Below are 15,258 nucleotides of genomic sequence, written 5' to 3'. Positions count from 1 at the left end.
CCACGGCGGCAGGCCACAACCCTTCCGGCGGCAGCGGAATGCCTCAACCTCCAGCCCAACACCCAAAGCAGCCCAGTACAAAACCCGAAATCTTCAGGAGAAAACCGTGACTCACACCAACACCGATAAGCTCATAGGCCAACTTCGCATACTGCATCACCTCACCAACAGCGAAATTCAGATCGCGCAAACCCGGTTGGTGCAGGCCCGCAACGATACTGTGCGCCAACAATTCACGACAAATGCGGCCAACGCGCAAGAACGTGCCCTGCTGATCGCAGCGGCACTGCGCGATCTCGGCGGCGTTCCCGACGTGATTACCCCCGCGCTGGGCCGCGCGACCGCGCTGGCGAAGGCCGTAGTCGAACAAGGTCAACCCCTCACCGGCGCGTTGTTCGGTGACCTCGCCCTCGAACACCAATTACTCGACCGCGCACGCTATCTCGAGGCCCTCGCCGACGCGGCAGATCACATCGACATCCGACTGCTGGCGCGGCGTCTACAGGCCGCACATCAAGAAACTGTCGAGTGGATCACCTCGGTGCTCGCCCAAGAAGCCTCCGGAGAGCCCACCGCAGTGCGGCCCACCCCGGTGCAGATTGCAGTGGGTCGACTCACCAGGGCCGCCAATTATCCGACCCGCTGGGCGGCCGAGTGGATCAACGAAACCGCCGAGGCCGCTGCCCGCGCCCGTTCGCGCGTGACCACCGTCACCGAAGCCGCCGTCGACTCCTTGACCGCCAGCCGCGACGCTGGGCTCCATCAAGCAGAGCAGATAGCCACCCGAAAAGGCGCACGCAGGTTCGCGACCACCCTGCACCGCACCCGCGTCCTGGCCGGGGGCCTCACCGAAGACGAGCTACCCATCGACAACTACGACGACCTCACCGTCAGTGAAGTCGAGGGTTCAGTACAAAAGCTCACCGATCTCGCCGCGCTGACCGCGCTGCTGCGCTACGAGCACAGCCACAAGGACCGCGCGGGGGCGACCACCGCCATCGAGAATCAACTGGCCGCACTCAAGACCCAGCACAGCAGCAGAAACTGACGAACGCCCGGACGACGGGCAGGTTACCCGGTTTGCGGCACCACCCTACATGCTGGCGATCAGCCGCTTGACCCGCTCGTCAACCGCCCGGAAAGGGTCCTTGCACAGCACGGTGCGCTGGGCCTGGTCGTTGAGCTTGAGGTGCACCCAGTCGACGGTAAAGTCACGCCCCGCCGCCTGGGCGGCGCTGATGAACTCACCACGCAGCCGCGCGCGGGTGGTCTGCGGTGGTTTCTCGACGGCCTCCGCGATGTCCTCGTCGGTGGTGACGCGCGCCGCCAGGCCCTTGCGCTGCAGCAGGTCGAACACGCCGCGCCCGCGCTTGATGTCGTGGTAGGCGAGATCCAGCTGGGCGATCTTCGGGTCGGACAGCTCCATGTTGTACCGATCCTGGTAGCGCTGGAACAGCTTGCGCTTGATCACCCAGTCGATCTCGGTGTCCACCTTAGCGAAATCCTGGCTCTCGACGGCGTCAAGCTGGCGGCCCCACAGGTCGACGACCTGCCCGATCTGCGCGTTGGGCTCCCGGCTCTGCAGGTGTTCGACGGCGCGGGTGTAGTACTCCCGCTGAATATCCAGCGCGCTGGCCTGACGCCCGCCGGCCAGCCGCACCGGCCGACGGCCGGTGACGTCGTGGCTGACCTCCCGGATGGCGCGAATCGGGTTGTCCAGCGAGAAATCGCGGAACGCCACGCCCGCTTCGATCATCTCCAGCACCAGCGCCGCGGTGCCCACCTTGAGCATGGTGGTGGTCTCACACATGTTCGAGTCGCCGACGATGACGTGCAACCGCCGGTACTTTTCGGCGTCGGCGTGCGGCTCGTCGCGGGTGTTGATGATCGGCCGGCTACGGGTGGTCGCCGAAGAGACGCCCTCCCAGATGTGCTCGGCGCGTTGCGAGAGGCAGAACGTCGCGGCCTTGGGGGTCTGCAGCACCTTGCCGGCCCCGCAGATCAGCTGGCGGGTGACCAGGAACGGAAGCAGCACATCGGAGATCCGGGAGAACTCGCCGGCGCGCACGATCAGGTAATTCTCGTGGCAGCCGTAGGAGTTACCCGCCGAGTCGGTGTTGTTCTTGAACAGGTAGATGTCGCCGCCGATGCCCTCGTCGGTCAGGCGCTGCTCGGCGTCGACCAGCAGGTCTTCCAGCACCCATTCGCCGGCCCGGTCGTGCGTGACCAGCTGCACCAGGCTGTCGCATTCGGCGGTGGCGTACTCGGGATGGCTGCCGACGTCTAGGTAAAGGCGCGCGCCATTACGCAGGAAAACGTTCGAGCTACGCCCCCAGGACACCACCCGCCGGAACAGGTAGCGCGCCACCTCGTCCGGGCTGAGCCGACGGTGGCCGTGGAACGTGCAGGTCACACCGAACTCGGTCTCGATGCCCATGATTCGTCGCTGCACGTAATCGAGGGTACAAGTTGTCCGAGCGCGACGGTGAGCAGCCGCGCCTAAGGATGGATAGCGGCGTCTAGTCCGACGCTTCGCCGTTGGATTCGGGGCCTTTTTCTTCTGTTTCAGCGTCCTGGGAATCCAGGTCCTTCAGGTGCGTCTCCAATACCGACCGGCCGATCCGCCGGAACGCGCGGCGCGGGCGGTTGGCGTCCAGGATGGCGACCTCCAGGCTGGCCACACCGAGGCGAGGCTGGTCGTTGCCCGTGGTGTCCGCATTGCCCGCGCGCAGCGCGTCGACCGCGATCCGCAACGCGTCGGGCAGGTCGGCGTTCTCGGCGTAGGACTCCTTGAGCGCGGTGGTGATTGGCTCGGTGGTGCCGCCCATGACCACGAAGTGTGGCTCGTCGGCGATCGACCCGTCATAGAGGATCCGGTAGAGCTCAGGTGGCCTGGTCTCGCCGTAGTGCGCGACCTCGGCGACGCACAACTCGACCTCGTATGGCTTGGCCTGTTCGGTGAAGATGCTGCCCAGCGTCTGGGCGTAAACGTTGGCCAGCTGCCGGCCGGTGACGTCGCGGCGGTCATACGCGTAGCCGCGGGTGTCGGCGAACTGGATCCCGCCGCGGCGCAGGTTGTCGAATTCGTTGAATTTGCCCGCCGCAGCAAAGCCCACGCGGTCGTAGAGTTCGCTGATCTTCTGCAGGGATCGCGACGGGTTTTCCGCGACGAACAGCACACCACCGGCGTAGGCCAGCGCCACCACACTGCGGCCGCGCGCGATGCCCTTGCGCGCGAGCTCGCTGCGCTCGCGCATCGCCTGCTCGGGCGAGATGAAATACGGGAAGCTCACTTCTCACCGCCATCGGGGCCGAAAGTGTCTGCGCGTGAGCGGCTTTCGATAACTTCGCGGGCCAGTTCGGCGATGCGGCTCTCCGCCACGTCGGCCGCCCCGTCGGCGCCGATGGTGACCGCCGTGGGATAGATGCCCCGGACCAGGTCCGGCCCACCGGTGGCCGAATCGTCGTCGGCGGCATCGTACAGCGCCTCTACGGCCACCCGCAGTGCGGTATCGACATCGGTGACTTGCGAATACAACTTCTTGATCGAGGACTTGGCGAAGATCGACCCGGACCCCACCGACTGGTAGCCCTCTTCCTCGATGTTCCAGCCGCCGGCGGCGTCGAACGAAACGATGCGGCCCGCGGTCTCGGGGTCGGCGGCGCGGATGTCGTAGCCGGCCAGCAGCGGCAGCGCGACCAACCCCTGCATCGCGGCCGCCAGGTTGCCGCGCACCATAATCGCGAGCCGATTCACCTTGCCAGCAAACGTGAGCGGGACACCTTCGAGCTTCTCGTAGTGCTCGAGTTCAACCGCGTACAGACGGGCGAATTCGACGGCGATGGCGGCGGTGCCGGCGATGCCGGTGGCGGTGTAGTCGTCGGTGATGTATACCTTGCGCACATCGCGCCCGGCGATCATGTTGCCCTGCGTCGAGCGCCGATCGCCGGCGATGAGGACGCCACCGGGGTACTTCAGCGCGACGATGGTGGTGCCATGCGGCAACTGCCCGCCGGCCCCGCCCGCCGGTGCCCCGCCGCTGAGGCTCGCCGGTAGCAGCTCCGGCGCCTGGCGACGGAGAAAGTCAGCGAACGAGGACAGGTCTACAGCGGAAGAGTTAAGCGACAGGCGATCGGAGAACTGCCAGGTCACTGTCCGCCCTTTTGGACGTACGCGCGGACGAAGTCCTCGGCGTTCTCCTCCAGGACGTCGTCGATCTCGTCAAGCAGATCGTCGGTGTCTTCGGCCAGCTTCTCGCGACGCTCCTGGCCCGCGGCCGTCGTGCCGGTGACGTCGTCGTCTTCGCCACCACCACCGCCACGTTTGGTTTGCTCCTGCGCCATCGCCGCCTCCTGCTTCGTCATGCCCATTTTTGGGGGCCGCCCGCGCTTTCACAAACGCACGCAAGCTTTTCTCTACCCTACCGGTCAACACCGACGTTTCCCGGGTTAACGGCTCTTAGCTGGTGAGTTGTTCCACCAATTCGGCGGCGCTGTCCACCGAGTCCAACAGCGCTCCGACGTGCGCCTTGCTGCCGCGCAACGGCTCCAGCGTGGGGATCCGAACCAGCGAATCGCCGCCCAGGTCGAAGATCACCGAGTCCCAGCTGGCGGCGGCGATGTCCGCCCCGAACCGGCGCAGGCATTCGCCCCGGAAATAAGCGCGCGTGTCCGTCGGCGGGTTGTCCACCGCTTCGATGACCTGGTGTTCGGTGACCAGCCGCTTCATCGAGCCGCGCGCGACCAGCCGGTTGTACAGGCCCTTGTCCAACCGCACATCGGAATATTGCAGGTCAACGAGGTGTAGCCGGGGCGCCGACCAGCTCAGGTTTTCCCGTTGCCGGAAACCTTCCAGCAGTCGCAGCTTGGCCGGCCAATCCAGTAGCTCGGCGCAGTCCATCGGGTCACGCTCGAGCTGGTCGAGCACATGCGCCCAGGTCTCGACGATGTCGGCCGCGCGCGGGTCCGGGTCGCGGCCGTCGACCAGCTTCGCCACCCGGTCCAGGTAAATCCGTTGCAGCGCAAGGCCGGTCAGCTCGCGGCCGTCGACCAGCGCCACAGCGGCCCGCAGCGACGGATCCCGGCTGATCGCATGCACCGCGTGCACCGGCCGTGCCAGCGCCAGATCGGACAGGTCGATGCCGTGCGCCGGGCCTTCTTCGATCAGGTCGAGCACAAGTGCGGTGGTGCCCAGCTTGAGGTAGGTCGACGTCTCGGCCAGGTTGGCGTCGCCGATGATGACATGCAGCCGGCGGTAGCGGTCGGCGTCGGCGTGCGGTTCGTCGCGGGTGTTGATGATGCCGCGCTTCAGCGTGGTTTCCAGCCCGACCTCGACCTCAATGTAGTCGGAGCGCTGGCAAAGCTGGAAACCGGGTTCGTCGCCGGAGGGCCCGATGCCCAGCCGCCCGGAGCCGGTCACCACCTGCCGCGACACCAAAAACGGGGTCAGCCCGGCGATGATGGCCGAGAACGGCGTCTGCCGTGACATCAGGTAGTTCTCGTGCGACCCGTAGGAGGCACCCTTACCGTCGACGTTGTTCTTGTACAGCTGCAGTTTCGCGGCTCCGGGCACGCTGGCGACGTGTCGGGCGGCGGCCTCCATGACGCGCTCGCCGGCTTTGTCCCAGATCACCGCGTCCAGCGGGTCGGTGCACTCGGGCGAGGAGTATTCGGGATGCGCGTGGTCGACGTAGAGCCGCGCCCCGTTGGTCAAGATCATGTTGGCGGCGCCGACCTCGTCGGCGTCGACCACGGGCGGCGGGCCGGCCGAGCGGCTCAGGTCGAAGCCCCGGGCGTCGCGCAGCGGCGATTCCACCTCGTAGTCCCACCGGGTGCGTTTGGCGCGCTGGATGCCCGCGGCGGCGGCGTACGCGAGCACCGCCTGGGTCGAGGTGAGGATCGGGTTGGCTGTCGGGTCCGACGGCGACGAAATGCCGTACTCGACCTCCGTCCCGATAATCCGTTGCATAACTTAAAGACTACGGGCCGTCGGCAGCCCGCCGAGGCGGGGATCGTGCGCGTGGCGCTTCGATTGACAGCGAGCGACGGGCTGGACGATCTAGGGTGACCCGTGATGAGCCTTTCGCCGCGGCGCATGTCGGCACGCCAAACATCGGTGAGCGCCGAGGCTGAAAGCTGGTTCTTACAGCGCGGCCTGCCCACGGTGCTGACGAGACGAGGGCGATGGCGACGGCTGTGGTCGCGGTCAGCGCCCGTCCTTGCGGCCTACGCGACGTTTCAGAGCTGTGGGATCCCGCTCTTTCTGATCACCGGCACCCATGAAGTCCGGATCGAGGGGCTGCCGGCAGGAATCGAATGGGTAGTGGTCGCGATCGTCGCCGCCGCCCTTCCGCTGTCGGTCCTCGTAGGCTGGCTGGTGCCCCGCCTACCGCGCACCCGGTTACGCGCCGTAGCGGGAATTACCGCGGCGGTCGTCCTGACGGTTGCCGGGTACCTCGATGCGGGCCCGGCGTCGCTGCTGCAATCGGCCGTCATCGTCGCCGTGGTGCTGATCCTGACCGGCCTCGGCGTCGGCTCCGTACTCGGGTGGGCGGTGCGCATCACGCTGTCACACCTCGCCAGCGTCGGCGCGCTGGCGGTGCGGGCCCTGCCCGTGGTTCTGCTGACCGCGCTGGTGTTCTTCAACACCTACGTCTGGATCATGGCCGCGACGATCAACGGCAAGCGGCTTTTGCTCGCAATGGTGTTTCTGGTCAGCATCGCGGCGGCCTTCGTGATATCCGCGACGGTGGAACGCGTCAGACCCATGCTGCGGTCCAGCGCGGTTGTAGCCGCCGACAGCGAAAGGCTCGCCGACACACCGTTTGCCGCCATGCCCGATCCCAAGCCCGATCCGGACGGCTCGGACACTTTTCGGCCGACCAGGATCGAACGTCTCAACGTCGTGTTCGTGCTGGCCACCTCGCAACTGGTGCAGATCTCGGTGGTGGCGGCGCTCACCGGCACCATCTACTTGGTTCTCGGGTTGATCGTGCTCACTCCCGAGCTGCTCAAGGAATGGACTCACCTCAGCCGGTCGGAATCGATCGTGCTGGGCTGGACGCTTCCGGTGCCCGATTCGCTGATCCATATGAGTCTTTTCCTCGGCGCACTGACGTTCATGTATGTCAGCGCGCGCGCAGTCGGCGATGGTGATTACCGCTCGACGTTCCTCGACCCGCGGATCGAGGATCTGCATGCCGCGCTGATCGCGCGCAATCGCTACCGCAACGCCGCGGAGGCGGACGGGCAAGCGGATCGCGCAAATATTTCCGATGTTGACGCCCGTTGACGTCAGTCACCAATACCCTGGTGTCCGCCCCTGAACCCACGATGAAGTGCGAGGACCAATGACCGACCTGTCCGGAAAACGCTATGGCGAAGTGCTTCTCGTGACCCCCGGCGAGGCCGGCCCGCAGGCCAACGTCTACAACAGCTTCCCGCTCAACGACTGCCCCGCCGAGCTATGGTCCGCGCTGGACCCGCAGGCCATCGCCGCCGAAAACGGTGCGGCCGCGGCCCTGCTCAACGGCCCGCGCTACTGGCTGATGAACTCCATCGAAAAGGAGCAGCAGGGCCCCCAGATCAGGAAGACCTTCGGGGGAATCGAGATGATCTTGCAGGCCACGGTCCTGCTGTCCTCGATGGACCCCGCGCCCTACAGCGTTAACAAGGTGACCCGCCACACGGTGTTCGTCTTCAACGCCGGCGAAGAGGTCTACGAACTCCAGGACCCCCACGGCCACCGCTGGGTGATGCAGACCTGGAGCCAGGTGGTGGACCCCAACCTGACGCGGGCCGACCTCCCCAAGCTGGCCGACCGGCTCAAGCTCCCCGACGGATGGTCCTACCGGACGCAGGTGCTCAACGAAGAGCTGCGCGTGGACACCACGTCCCGCGCCGCCCAGGTCACCCAGGACGACCTGACCAACAGCTATTCGCTGGTGACCGTCTAACCCTTACAGGTACTGACCCAGGTTGGACTCGGTGTCGATGGCCCGCGACGCGCTGGACGACTTGCCGGTGACCAGGGTGCGGATGTAGACGATCCGCTCGCCCTTCTTGCCCGAAATCCGTGCCCAGTCATCGGGATTGGTGGTGTTGGGCAGGTCCTCGTTCTCGGCGAACTCGTCGACGATCGAGTCCAGCAGGTGCTGGATGCGCAGACCAGGTTGCCCGGTCTCCAGCACCGACTTGATCGCGTTCTTCTTCGCCCGGTCGACGACGTTCTGGATCATCGCCCCGGAGTTGAAGTCCTTGAAGTACATGACTTCCTTGTCACCGTTGGCGTAGGTGACCTCCAGGACCCGGTTGTCGTCGATCTCGGCGTACATCCGCTCGACGACCTTTTCGATCATCGCCCTGATGCAGGCCGTGCGGTCGCCGTCGAACTCGGCGAGGTCGTCGGCATGCACCGGCAGCGACTCGATCAGATACTTCGAGTAGATGTCTTGCGCCGCTTCGGCATCAGGCCGCTCGATCTTGATTTTCACGTCGAGGCGCCCGGGCCGCAGGATCGCGGGGTCGATCATGTCCTCGCGGTTGGAGGCACCGATCACGATGACGTTCTCCAGCCCCTCCACGCCGTCGATCTCGGACAGCAGCTGCGGAACGACGGTCGTCTCGACGTCGGAGGAGACGCCGGTGCCGCGGGTGCGGAAGATCGAGTCCATCTCGTCGAAGAACACGATCACCGGGGTGCCCTCGGACGCCTTCTCGCGGGCGCGCTGGAAGATCAGCCGGATGTGGCGTTCGGTCTCGCCGACGAACTTGTTCAGTAGCTCCGGGCCTTTGATGTTTAGGAAGTAGGACTTCGCCTCGCGGGCGTCGTCGCCACGGACCTCGGCCATCTTCTTGGCCAGCGAGTTGGCCACCGCCTTGGCGATCAAGGTCTTGCCGCAGCCGGGCGGGCCGTAGAGCAGCACACCCTTGGGCGGGCGCAGCTGGTATTCCCGATACAGCTCCTTGTGCAGGAACGGCAGCTCCACGGCGTCGCGGATCTGCTCGATCTGCCGGGTCAGGCCGCCGATGTCCTGGTAGCTGACGTCCGGCACCTCTTCCAGCACCAGGTCTTCGACCTCGGCCTTGGGGATGCGCTCGAAGGCATAGCCGGCTTTGGTGTCGACCAGCAACGAGTCACCGGGCCGCAGCTTGCGGGGCTTGGTGTCGTCGTTGAGGGCGTCGGGAACGCCGTCCGGCAAGTCCTCGGCGATCAGCGGATCGGCGAGCCACACGATGCGTTCCTCGTCGGCATGCCCGACGACCAGGGCCCGGTGACCGTCGACGAGCACCTCGCGCAACGTGGATATCTCGCCGACCGATTCGAACGCGCCGGCCTCGACGACGGTCAGGGCTTCGTTGAGCCGAACCGATTGGCCCTTCCTGAGGGCGGCGACTTCGATGTTCGGCGAGCACGTCAAGCGCATCTTGCGACCCGAGGTGAACACGTCGACCGTTTCGTCGTCGTGGGCGGACAGCAGGACGCCGTAGCCGCTGGGCGGCTGTCCCAGCCGGTCGACTTCCTCCCGCAGCGCCAATAGTTGTTGGCGCGCTTCCTTAAGAGTTTCCATTAATTTGGAATTGCGGGCGGCAAGCGAGTCGATACGGGCTTCGAGCTGATGCACATCGCGGGCAGAGCGGGCGCTCCCGTGCGATCCAACCGAATGCTCGAGTTGCTCGCGCAGTAGTGCTGCCTCACGGCGTAGTTGTTCTAGTTCGGCAGCATCGTCGCTGGACATGTCGGTTTCACGAGGGATCCGGAATGCTTCAGAACGCTCTGAGTCACCCATGTTGCGCTCCTTTCCCGCCCGAAATGACGCGGTGGATGCTTACAACGCTACCGGCGATTCCCCTTTCGCGTGTGGAGTCGAACACCGACAGAAAGTTACGAATATGGTCACGCTGGTAACCTCAGCATCAAATCCGGCCGAGCGAAAGGACGGCGGTGCCGATAAAACCCCTCGCCACGGGCGTCTTAGCCGTCGTCATCGTTGCCGGGGCCGTCGCAAGTGTGACTTCCGTTGCACCCGTTGGCTCGTTCGGCGCGCCGTCATCGCCGAATGCCGCCGTCCGCTGAATGCACCGGAACCCCGCCTACCTCATCGGAGCCCTCAGCGCCGTCGCCGCGGCGGTGTTCGGGCTTTCGGGATGTTCGTCGCACGAGTCCAAGCCATCGTCTTCAGACGCCCAGTCGGCGGCTCCTGTCCCTGGGCCCACGTCGAGTCCGGCGACTGTCCCCCCGGCCACTCCCCTGCCTCCGCCCGAAGCCCTCACCGACGTGCTGGGCCGGCTCGCCGACCCCAACGTTTTAGGCACCAACAAGCTCAACCTCGTCGAGGGCGCAACCCCCGAGAGCGCGGCCACCCTGGACAAGTTCACGAACGCGTTGCGGGACAACGGCTATCAACCGATGACCTTCGTGGCGGACAACATCGCCTGGTCGGATAAGAATCCGGCTGATGTGGTGGCCACCATCACCGTCAAGACCGCTCGCGCGAACAACGGCGTGTTCACGTTTCCCATGGAGTTCACCCCCTTTCAGGGGGGCTGGCAGCTGTCGAAGCGAACCGCGCAAACGCTGCTGGCACTGGGCAACTCGCCCGGTCTGAGCACTCCGGCACCGGCCCCGGCACCGGAGCCGACCCCGGCACCGGCTCCGACCGAGCCTTCGGCCCCGGCGCCGCCGCCTCCTCGGTGACTCGCGGGATGTGGATCGGCTGGCTCGAGTTCGATGTGTTGCTGGGCGACGTGCGATCACTCAAACAGAAGCGGTCGGTGATCCGTCCTGTTGTCGCCGAGTTGCAGCGCAAGTTCAGCGTGTCGGCCGCCGAGACCGGTTCACGCGATCTGTACCGCCGGGCCGGCATCGGCGTGGCCGTGCTGTCCGGTGACCGCAGCCACGTCGTTGACGTTCTCGACAAGGCCGAACGTCTGGTAGCCGCTCACCCCGAGTTCGAGCTGCTGGCCGCACGCCGGGGCCTGCTGCGTAGCGACGACTAGCGCCGAGCTTGTTGCAATGCTCGTAATCCTCGTTTCCGAGCTGGTAATCCTCATCTGTGGCACCACCCAAAACATGGCAACGATCGCGCTGGCGACGATCGCCAGGACGCCCAGCACGACGCCGGTGATGGCGACATCTCCGTTGCTGGCTTGACCATGCTTGACCTGCGCACGCGCGATCACGCCCAACATCGCGGCAAGGACACCGAGCATGAGACCAGCGACAACCGTCACACTGGCCACCAGGGCGACGAGGCCGATGACCAAAGACGCGACACCAAGAGCGTTGCTGGGCCTGCTGGCCGGCGCCCCCGAATTCGGCTGCCGTCCCAAGACTTGATCCGTGCCGGGCGCAACAGGATAAGGCGGCGGGTGTTGTGTCGATCCCGCAGGCAAATACGGCTGGCCCGACGTTGAGTCCCACGACGCGGTCATGGCCTGTACCCCAAAAGATCTCTCAAGAGCCACACTTCCGTTCGGGCGCGGCGCACCATGTGTGGCGGACAGCGGCACCCCAACTCTAGCCGCTGAGATCGGGCGAGGGTCAGCGTGGCGGGGTATTCGGCGCCTGACAGCGCCGGCCGATGTCAACGCCGAATCGACGAGACCAGCTTGCAGCTAATCGTCACGTCCTGGCCGATTGCGGCCCAGCGGTGCGGGGGCGACCGCGCCCGGCGCGAGCCTGCGCGTCGTGATCAGGAACGCGGTGTGCCCGCGCATCGAATGCTGCGGCCGAACAGCCAGGCCGACGACGTTCCAGCCCCGCTGCAGCGTCTCCCACGCCCGCGGTTCGGTCCAGCACTGCTGAGCCCGCAGTGCCTCCACGGCCCGCGACAGCTGGGTGACGGTGGCCACGTAGATCACCAGCACGCCGCCGGCGCTCACCAGCCGCGACACGGCGTCCAGCACCTCCCACGGCGCCAGCATGTCCATCACTGCCCGGTCGACGGAGCCGTAGGGCAGTTCGGAGTCGGCAACGTCGCTGATGATCAGCTGCCAGTTGTCCGGCGGCCCGCCGTGGAAGACCGAGACGTTACGGCGGGCGTGCTCGGCGTGGTCGGCGCGCTGTTCGTAGGAGATCACCCGCCCCTGCGGGCCGACGGCGCGCAGTAGCGAGCAGGTCAGCGCACCGGATCCGGCGCCGGCCTCCAGCACGCAGGCACCCGGAAAAATGTCGCCCTCGTGCACGATCTGGGCGGCATCCTTGGGGTAGATCACCTGCGGCCCGCGCGGCATCGACATCACGTAGTCGACCAGCAGCGGGCGCAGCACCAGAAAAAGCGCACCGTTGCTGGACTTGACGACGCTGCCCTGCTCCAACCCGATTACCGCATCGTGGGCGATCGAGCCGCGATGGGTGTGAAACTCGCTGCCAGGGGTCAGCTCGATCGTGTAGTGGCGGCCCTTGGCGTCAGTGAGCTGGACGCGCTCGCCAACGGTGAACGGACCGGTTGCTGGCACGCCATCTAGCGTGCCAGCCGACTCGCCGTAAGCGGTGTTCGGGGTTGTCGGCGTGCCGCCCTAGGCTTCACAAAGGAGGAAGTCATGACGGACCAGCCGGACACACCCCGGTCCCATCCCGCCCTGTCGCCGTCGCGGGCCGCGGACTTCAAGCAGTGTCCGCTGCTGTACCGGTTCCGGGCGATCGACCGGCTGCCCGAGGCGCCGTCGGCGGCACAGCTGCGTGGATCGCTGGTACACACGGCGCTCGAGCAGCTCTACGGTCTACCGGCGACGCAGCGCGGCCCCGACACCGCGCACTCTCTCGTGGAACCCGCGTGGGACCGGATGATCGCCGAGGAGCCCGCGCTGGCCGCCGAGCTGGACCCCGGCCTGCGCACCCAATTGCTCGAGGAAGCCCGCGCGTTGCTGTCCGGCTATTACCGACTCGAAGACCCGACGCGGTTCGACCCGGACAGCTGCGAACAACGCGTGGAGGTCGAACTGGCCGACGGAACACTGCTGCGCGGCTTCATCGACCGCATCGACATCGCCGCCACCGGCGAGCTGCGGGTGGTCGACTACAAGACCGGTAAGGCGCCGCCGGCCGCGCGGGCTGGGGCCGACTTGAAGGCCGAGTTCAAGGCGATGTTTCAGATGAAGTTCTATGCGGTGGCACTGCTGCGTTCACGCGGTGTGCTGGCCGCCCGCCTGCGGCTCATCTACCTGGCCGACGGGCAGATGCTGGACTACACCCCGGACCGCGAGGAGCTGCTGCGCTTCGAGAAGACGCTGATGGCCATCTGGCGCGCGATCCAATCCGCGAGTCAGACAGGCGATTTCCGAGCCAACCAGTCGCGGTTATGCGAGTGGTGCCCGCACCAGGAACACTGTCCCGTGTTCGGCGGGACGCCGCCGCCCTACCCCGGGTGGCCCGAGCAACTACTGGCCGGCTAAACGAGCGGCGACATCTCCTGCAGCATCGTGGGAATGAGCTCGCTGACCGTTGGGTGGATGTGCATCGTGCGCGACAGCGTGGTGTAGGGCGCCTTGGCTGACATGACGTCCAGAATGCAGTGAATGGACTCATCGCCACCCACCCCGAAGATGGCCGCTCCCAGGATCTCGTGCGTGTCGGCGTCTACCACGACCTTCATAAAGCCTTGCGTCTCACCTTTTTCCACGGCTCTGCCGACCCTGGTCATCGGCCGCTTGCCGACCAGCGCCTTGCGGCCCGATGCACGGACCTGGTCGACGGTCATGCCGGCGCGCCCCAGCGGCGGATCGATATACAGCGCATAGGTGGTGATGCGATCGCTCACCCGGCGCGGGTCATCGTCGAGCAGGTTGGCGGCGACTATTTCGAAGTCGTTGTACGACGTGTGCGTGAAGGCGCCCTTGCCGTTGCAGTCACCCATCGCCCAGATGTGGTCGACGTTGGTCTTGAGCGCATCGTCGACCACGATGTAGCCGCGGGCGTCGGTCTGGACACCCGCCGCCTGAAGACCCAGATCGTCCGTGTTGGGCTGCCGGCCCACCGCCATCAGCAGATGGCTGCCCTGCATCGGTGCGGCACCGGCGCCGGGTTTCAGTTCAAAGCCTGTGTCGCGCTTGGTGATCCGTATGTCTTCGGCGCCGAGGACAACGTCGATCCCTTCGGCCTGCAGGATCTCTTTGATGGTGGCGGAGACGTCTTCGTCCTCGCGGGCAGCCAGCCGCGGGCCCCGTTCGACGACGGTCACCCGGGCCCCGAAGCGGCGGTACATCTGCGCGAACTCCAGCCCGATGTAGCTGCCGCCGACGATGACGAGATGGGATGGCACCGTGTCGAGTTCGAGGATCGACACGTTGGTGAGGAACTCGATATCGGAGAGGCCCGGGATGTCCGGCACCACCGCACGACCGCCCACGTTGAGGAAGATCCGGTCGCCTTGCAACAGCTGGTCATCGACCCGCAGCGTGTGCGGGTCTTCGAAGCGGGCGTGACCGCGAACGACGGTGCAACCGTCCATGCCTTCCAACCAGCGTTCGACACCCTTGCGGTCGGCGAGCATGATGCCGTCCTTGCGGGCCTTGACTTTCGCCATGTCAACACTGACCGGTCCGGTCCCGATGCCGTATTCCGAGCCGCGCCGTGCCAGTTGCGCGGCGTGCGCGCTGGCGACAAGCGTCTTGGTCGGGATGCATCCGGTGTTGACGCAGGTGCCGCCGACGTGTTTGCGCTCCACTATCGCGACGCGCTGCCCGGCGGCTGTCAGGCGGCCCGCCAGCGGTGGCCCGGCCTGGCCAGCGCCGACGATGATCGCGTCGAAATGCGCTGTCACAGAGAGGCCGTCGCCGCAACGACGGCGAACCCACCCAAGACCGCGACCGCATCCTCGAGCAGCGCGATCGGCAAGTCCTTACCGCCGGTTGCGGCCACCAGGCGCTTGCGCGCCTGATAGCCCCCCAGGGTGCCGAGCACCGCACCGACGATGCCGGCACCCAGTCCGCCCCACTTGTAGCCCCACACGGTGCCGATGACCGCGCCGGCGAAGGCCCCCAAGATGATCCGGGCAGCGAACACCGGCGGCGCGGTGCGCCGCGGCGTCTTGGGAAGTTTGTCGTTGACCAGTTCGGCCACCGCAAGCAGGCTGAGCACGACAAGCGTGATCTTGCTGCCCATCCAGGACGCCCAGGTGTGATCCAGGTTGAACCAGGTAAGGACGGCGGCCCAGGCGACCACGGCAGGAGCCGTCAGCGAGCGCAATCCGGCGACGATGCCGATCAGTAAAGCCATGAGCAGGACGAGCAAATGATGTGTCACGGCGACCCTCCTGG

General features: G+C 66.2%; 17 protein-coding genes. 8 read left to right on the top strand and 9 right to left on the bottom strand.

The window, feature by feature from the left end; all coding sequences use genetic code 11:
• Positions 1–106: 106 nt before the first annotated feature.
• Positions 107–1,048 (top strand): ferritin-like domain-containing protein, encoded by a 942-nt coding sequence (locus ACLP9N_RS16015; RefSeq protein WP_442408344.1) that lies wholly within the window; start codon positions 107–109, stop codon positions 1,046–1,048.
• Positions 1,049–1,093: 45 nt separating this feature from the next.
• On the opposite strand, the gene pafA is transcribed toward ACLP9N_RS16015, so the two are convergent.
• From pafA to dop, 5 genes are all read right to left on the bottom strand, one after another.
• Positions 1,094–2,452, bottom strand: coding sequence for a Pup--protein ligase (gene pafA / locus ACLP9N_RS16010; RefSeq protein ID WP_442408343.1), 1,359 nt, complete (start codon positions 2,450–2,452; stop codon positions 1,094–1,096).
• Positions 2,453–2,519: 67 nt separating this feature from the next.
• Positions 2,520–3,293 (bottom strand): proteasome subunit alpha, encoded by a 774-nt coding sequence (prcA, locus tag ACLP9N_RS16005; RefSeq protein ID WP_442408342.1) that lies wholly within the window; start codon positions 3,291–3,293, stop codon positions 2,520–2,522.
• Positions 3,290–4,153 carry a proteasome subunit beta gene (gene prcB, locus ACLP9N_RS16000; protein ID WP_442408341.1) on the bottom strand — a complete coding sequence of 288 codons (864 nt, stop codon included), beginning with the start codon at positions 4,151–4,153 and terminating at the stop codon, positions 3,290–3,292. Before prcB ends, prcA begins: the two co-directional genes overlap by 4 nt.
• Entirely contained in the window at positions 4,150–4,344 is a 195-nt protein-coding gene (locus ACLP9N_RS15995) for a ubiquitin-like protein Pup (protein WP_085233035.1), read from the bottom strand. Before ACLP9N_RS15995 ends, prcB begins: the two co-directional genes overlap by 4 nt.
• A gap of 115 nt (positions 4,345–4,459) precedes the next feature.
• Positions 4,460–5,968, bottom strand: coding sequence for a pup deamidase/depupylase (dop, locus tag ACLP9N_RS15990; RefSeq protein ID WP_442408340.1), 1,509 nt, complete (start codon positions 5,966–5,968; stop codon positions 4,460–4,462).
• Between the two features lie 105 nt (positions 5,969–6,073).
• On the opposite strand from dop, the gene ACLP9N_RS15985 reads away from it, so the two are divergent.
• Together ACLP9N_RS15985 and ACLP9N_RS15980 are read left to right on the top strand one after the other, a co-directional pair.
• Entirely contained in the window at positions 6,074–7,291 is a 1,218-nt protein-coding gene (locus tag ACLP9N_RS15985; RefSeq protein WP_442408339.1) for a hypothetical protein, read from the top strand.
• A gap of 58 nt (positions 7,292–7,349) precedes the next feature.
• Positions 7,350–7,955 (top strand): hypothetical protein, encoded by a 606-nt coding sequence (locus ACLP9N_RS15980; protein ID WP_442408338.1) that lies wholly within the window; start codon positions 7,350–7,352, stop codon positions 7,953–7,955.
• Between the two features lie 3 nt (positions 7,956–7,958).
• Here ACLP9N_RS15980 and arc read toward each other — a convergent pair whose 3' ends face one another.
• The gene (gene arc, locus ACLP9N_RS15975; protein WP_442408337.1) at positions 7,959–9,788 is read right to left on the bottom strand and encodes a proteasome ATPase; all 1,830 of its coding nucleotides are present in this window, start codon (positions 9,786–9,788) and stop codon (positions 7,959–7,961) included.
• Positions 9,789–10,075: 287 nt separating this feature from the next.
• Here arc and ACLP9N_RS15970 point away from each other — a divergent pair, with 287 nt between their 5' ends.
• From ACLP9N_RS15970 to ACLP9N_RS15955, 4 genes are read left to right on the top strand one after another with little or no spacing between them, the layout of a single operon-like run.
• Positions 10,076–10,696, top strand: coding sequence for a hypothetical protein (locus ACLP9N_RS15970; protein ID WP_442408336.1), 621 nt, complete (start codon positions 10,076–10,078; stop codon positions 10,694–10,696).
• Positions 10,697–10,704: 8 nt separating this feature from the next.
• Positions 10,705–10,998: a DUF503 domain-containing protein gene (locus tag ACLP9N_RS15965; protein ID WP_442408348.1), complete on the top strand. Its 294-nt coding sequence runs from the start codon at positions 10,705–10,707 to the stop codon at positions 10,996–10,998.
• 16 nt (positions 10,999–11,014) lie between these two features.
• The gene (locus ACLP9N_RS15960) at positions 11,015–11,152 is read left to right on the top strand and encodes a hypothetical protein (RefSeq protein WP_442408335.1); all 138 of its coding nucleotides are present in this window, start codon (positions 11,015–11,017) and stop codon (positions 11,150–11,152) included.
• A gap of 57 nt (positions 11,153–11,209) precedes the next feature.
• On the top strand, positions 11,210–11,338 hold the full coding sequence (locus ACLP9N_RS15955) for a hypothetical protein (RefSeq protein ID WP_442408334.1): 129 nt from the start codon (positions 11,210–11,212) through the stop codon (positions 11,336–11,338).
• Between the two features lie 278 nt (positions 11,339–11,616).
• Here the strand turns inward: ACLP9N_RS15955 and trmI are convergent, their stop codons facing one another.
• Positions 11,617–12,459, bottom strand: coding sequence for a tRNA (adenine(58)-N(1))-methyltransferase TrmI (gene trmI / locus ACLP9N_RS15950; protein ID WP_442408333.1), 843 nt, complete (start codon positions 12,457–12,459; stop codon positions 11,617–11,619).
• A gap of 84 nt (positions 12,460–12,543) precedes the next feature.
• On the opposite strand from trmI, the gene ACLP9N_RS15945 reads away from it, so the two are divergent.
• Entirely contained in the window at positions 12,544–13,395 is an 852-nt protein-coding gene (locus tag ACLP9N_RS15945; protein WP_442408332.1) for a RecB family exonuclease, read from the top strand.
• Here ACLP9N_RS15945 and ACLP9N_RS15940 read toward each other — a convergent pair.
• Both ACLP9N_RS15940 and ACLP9N_RS15935 read right to left on the bottom strand, forming a co-directional pair.
• Positions 13,392–14,762 (bottom strand): FAD-containing oxidoreductase, encoded by a 1,371-nt coding sequence (locus ACLP9N_RS15940; protein WP_442408331.1) that lies wholly within the window; start codon positions 14,760–14,762, stop codon positions 13,392–13,394. The two genes, ACLP9N_RS15945 and ACLP9N_RS15940, sit on opposite strands and share 4 nt — an antisense overlap.
• Positions 14,759–15,217 (bottom strand): glycine zipper 2TM domain-containing protein, encoded by a 459-nt coding sequence (locus ACLP9N_RS15935; RefSeq protein WP_442408347.1) that lies wholly within the window; start codon positions 15,215–15,217, stop codon positions 14,759–14,761. Before ACLP9N_RS15935 ends, ACLP9N_RS15940 begins: the two co-directional genes overlap by 4 nt.
• Positions 15,218–15,258: the final 41 nt, after the last annotated feature.

The organism is Mycobacterium sp., assembly GCF_052144515.1.
Taxonomy (GTDB): domain Bacteria; phylum Actinomycetota; class Actinomycetes; order Mycobacteriales; family Mycobacteriaceae; genus Mycobacterium.
Note: the sequence above shows the minus strand (reverse complement) of the source record. Positions and strands in the feature narration are given on the sequence as shown.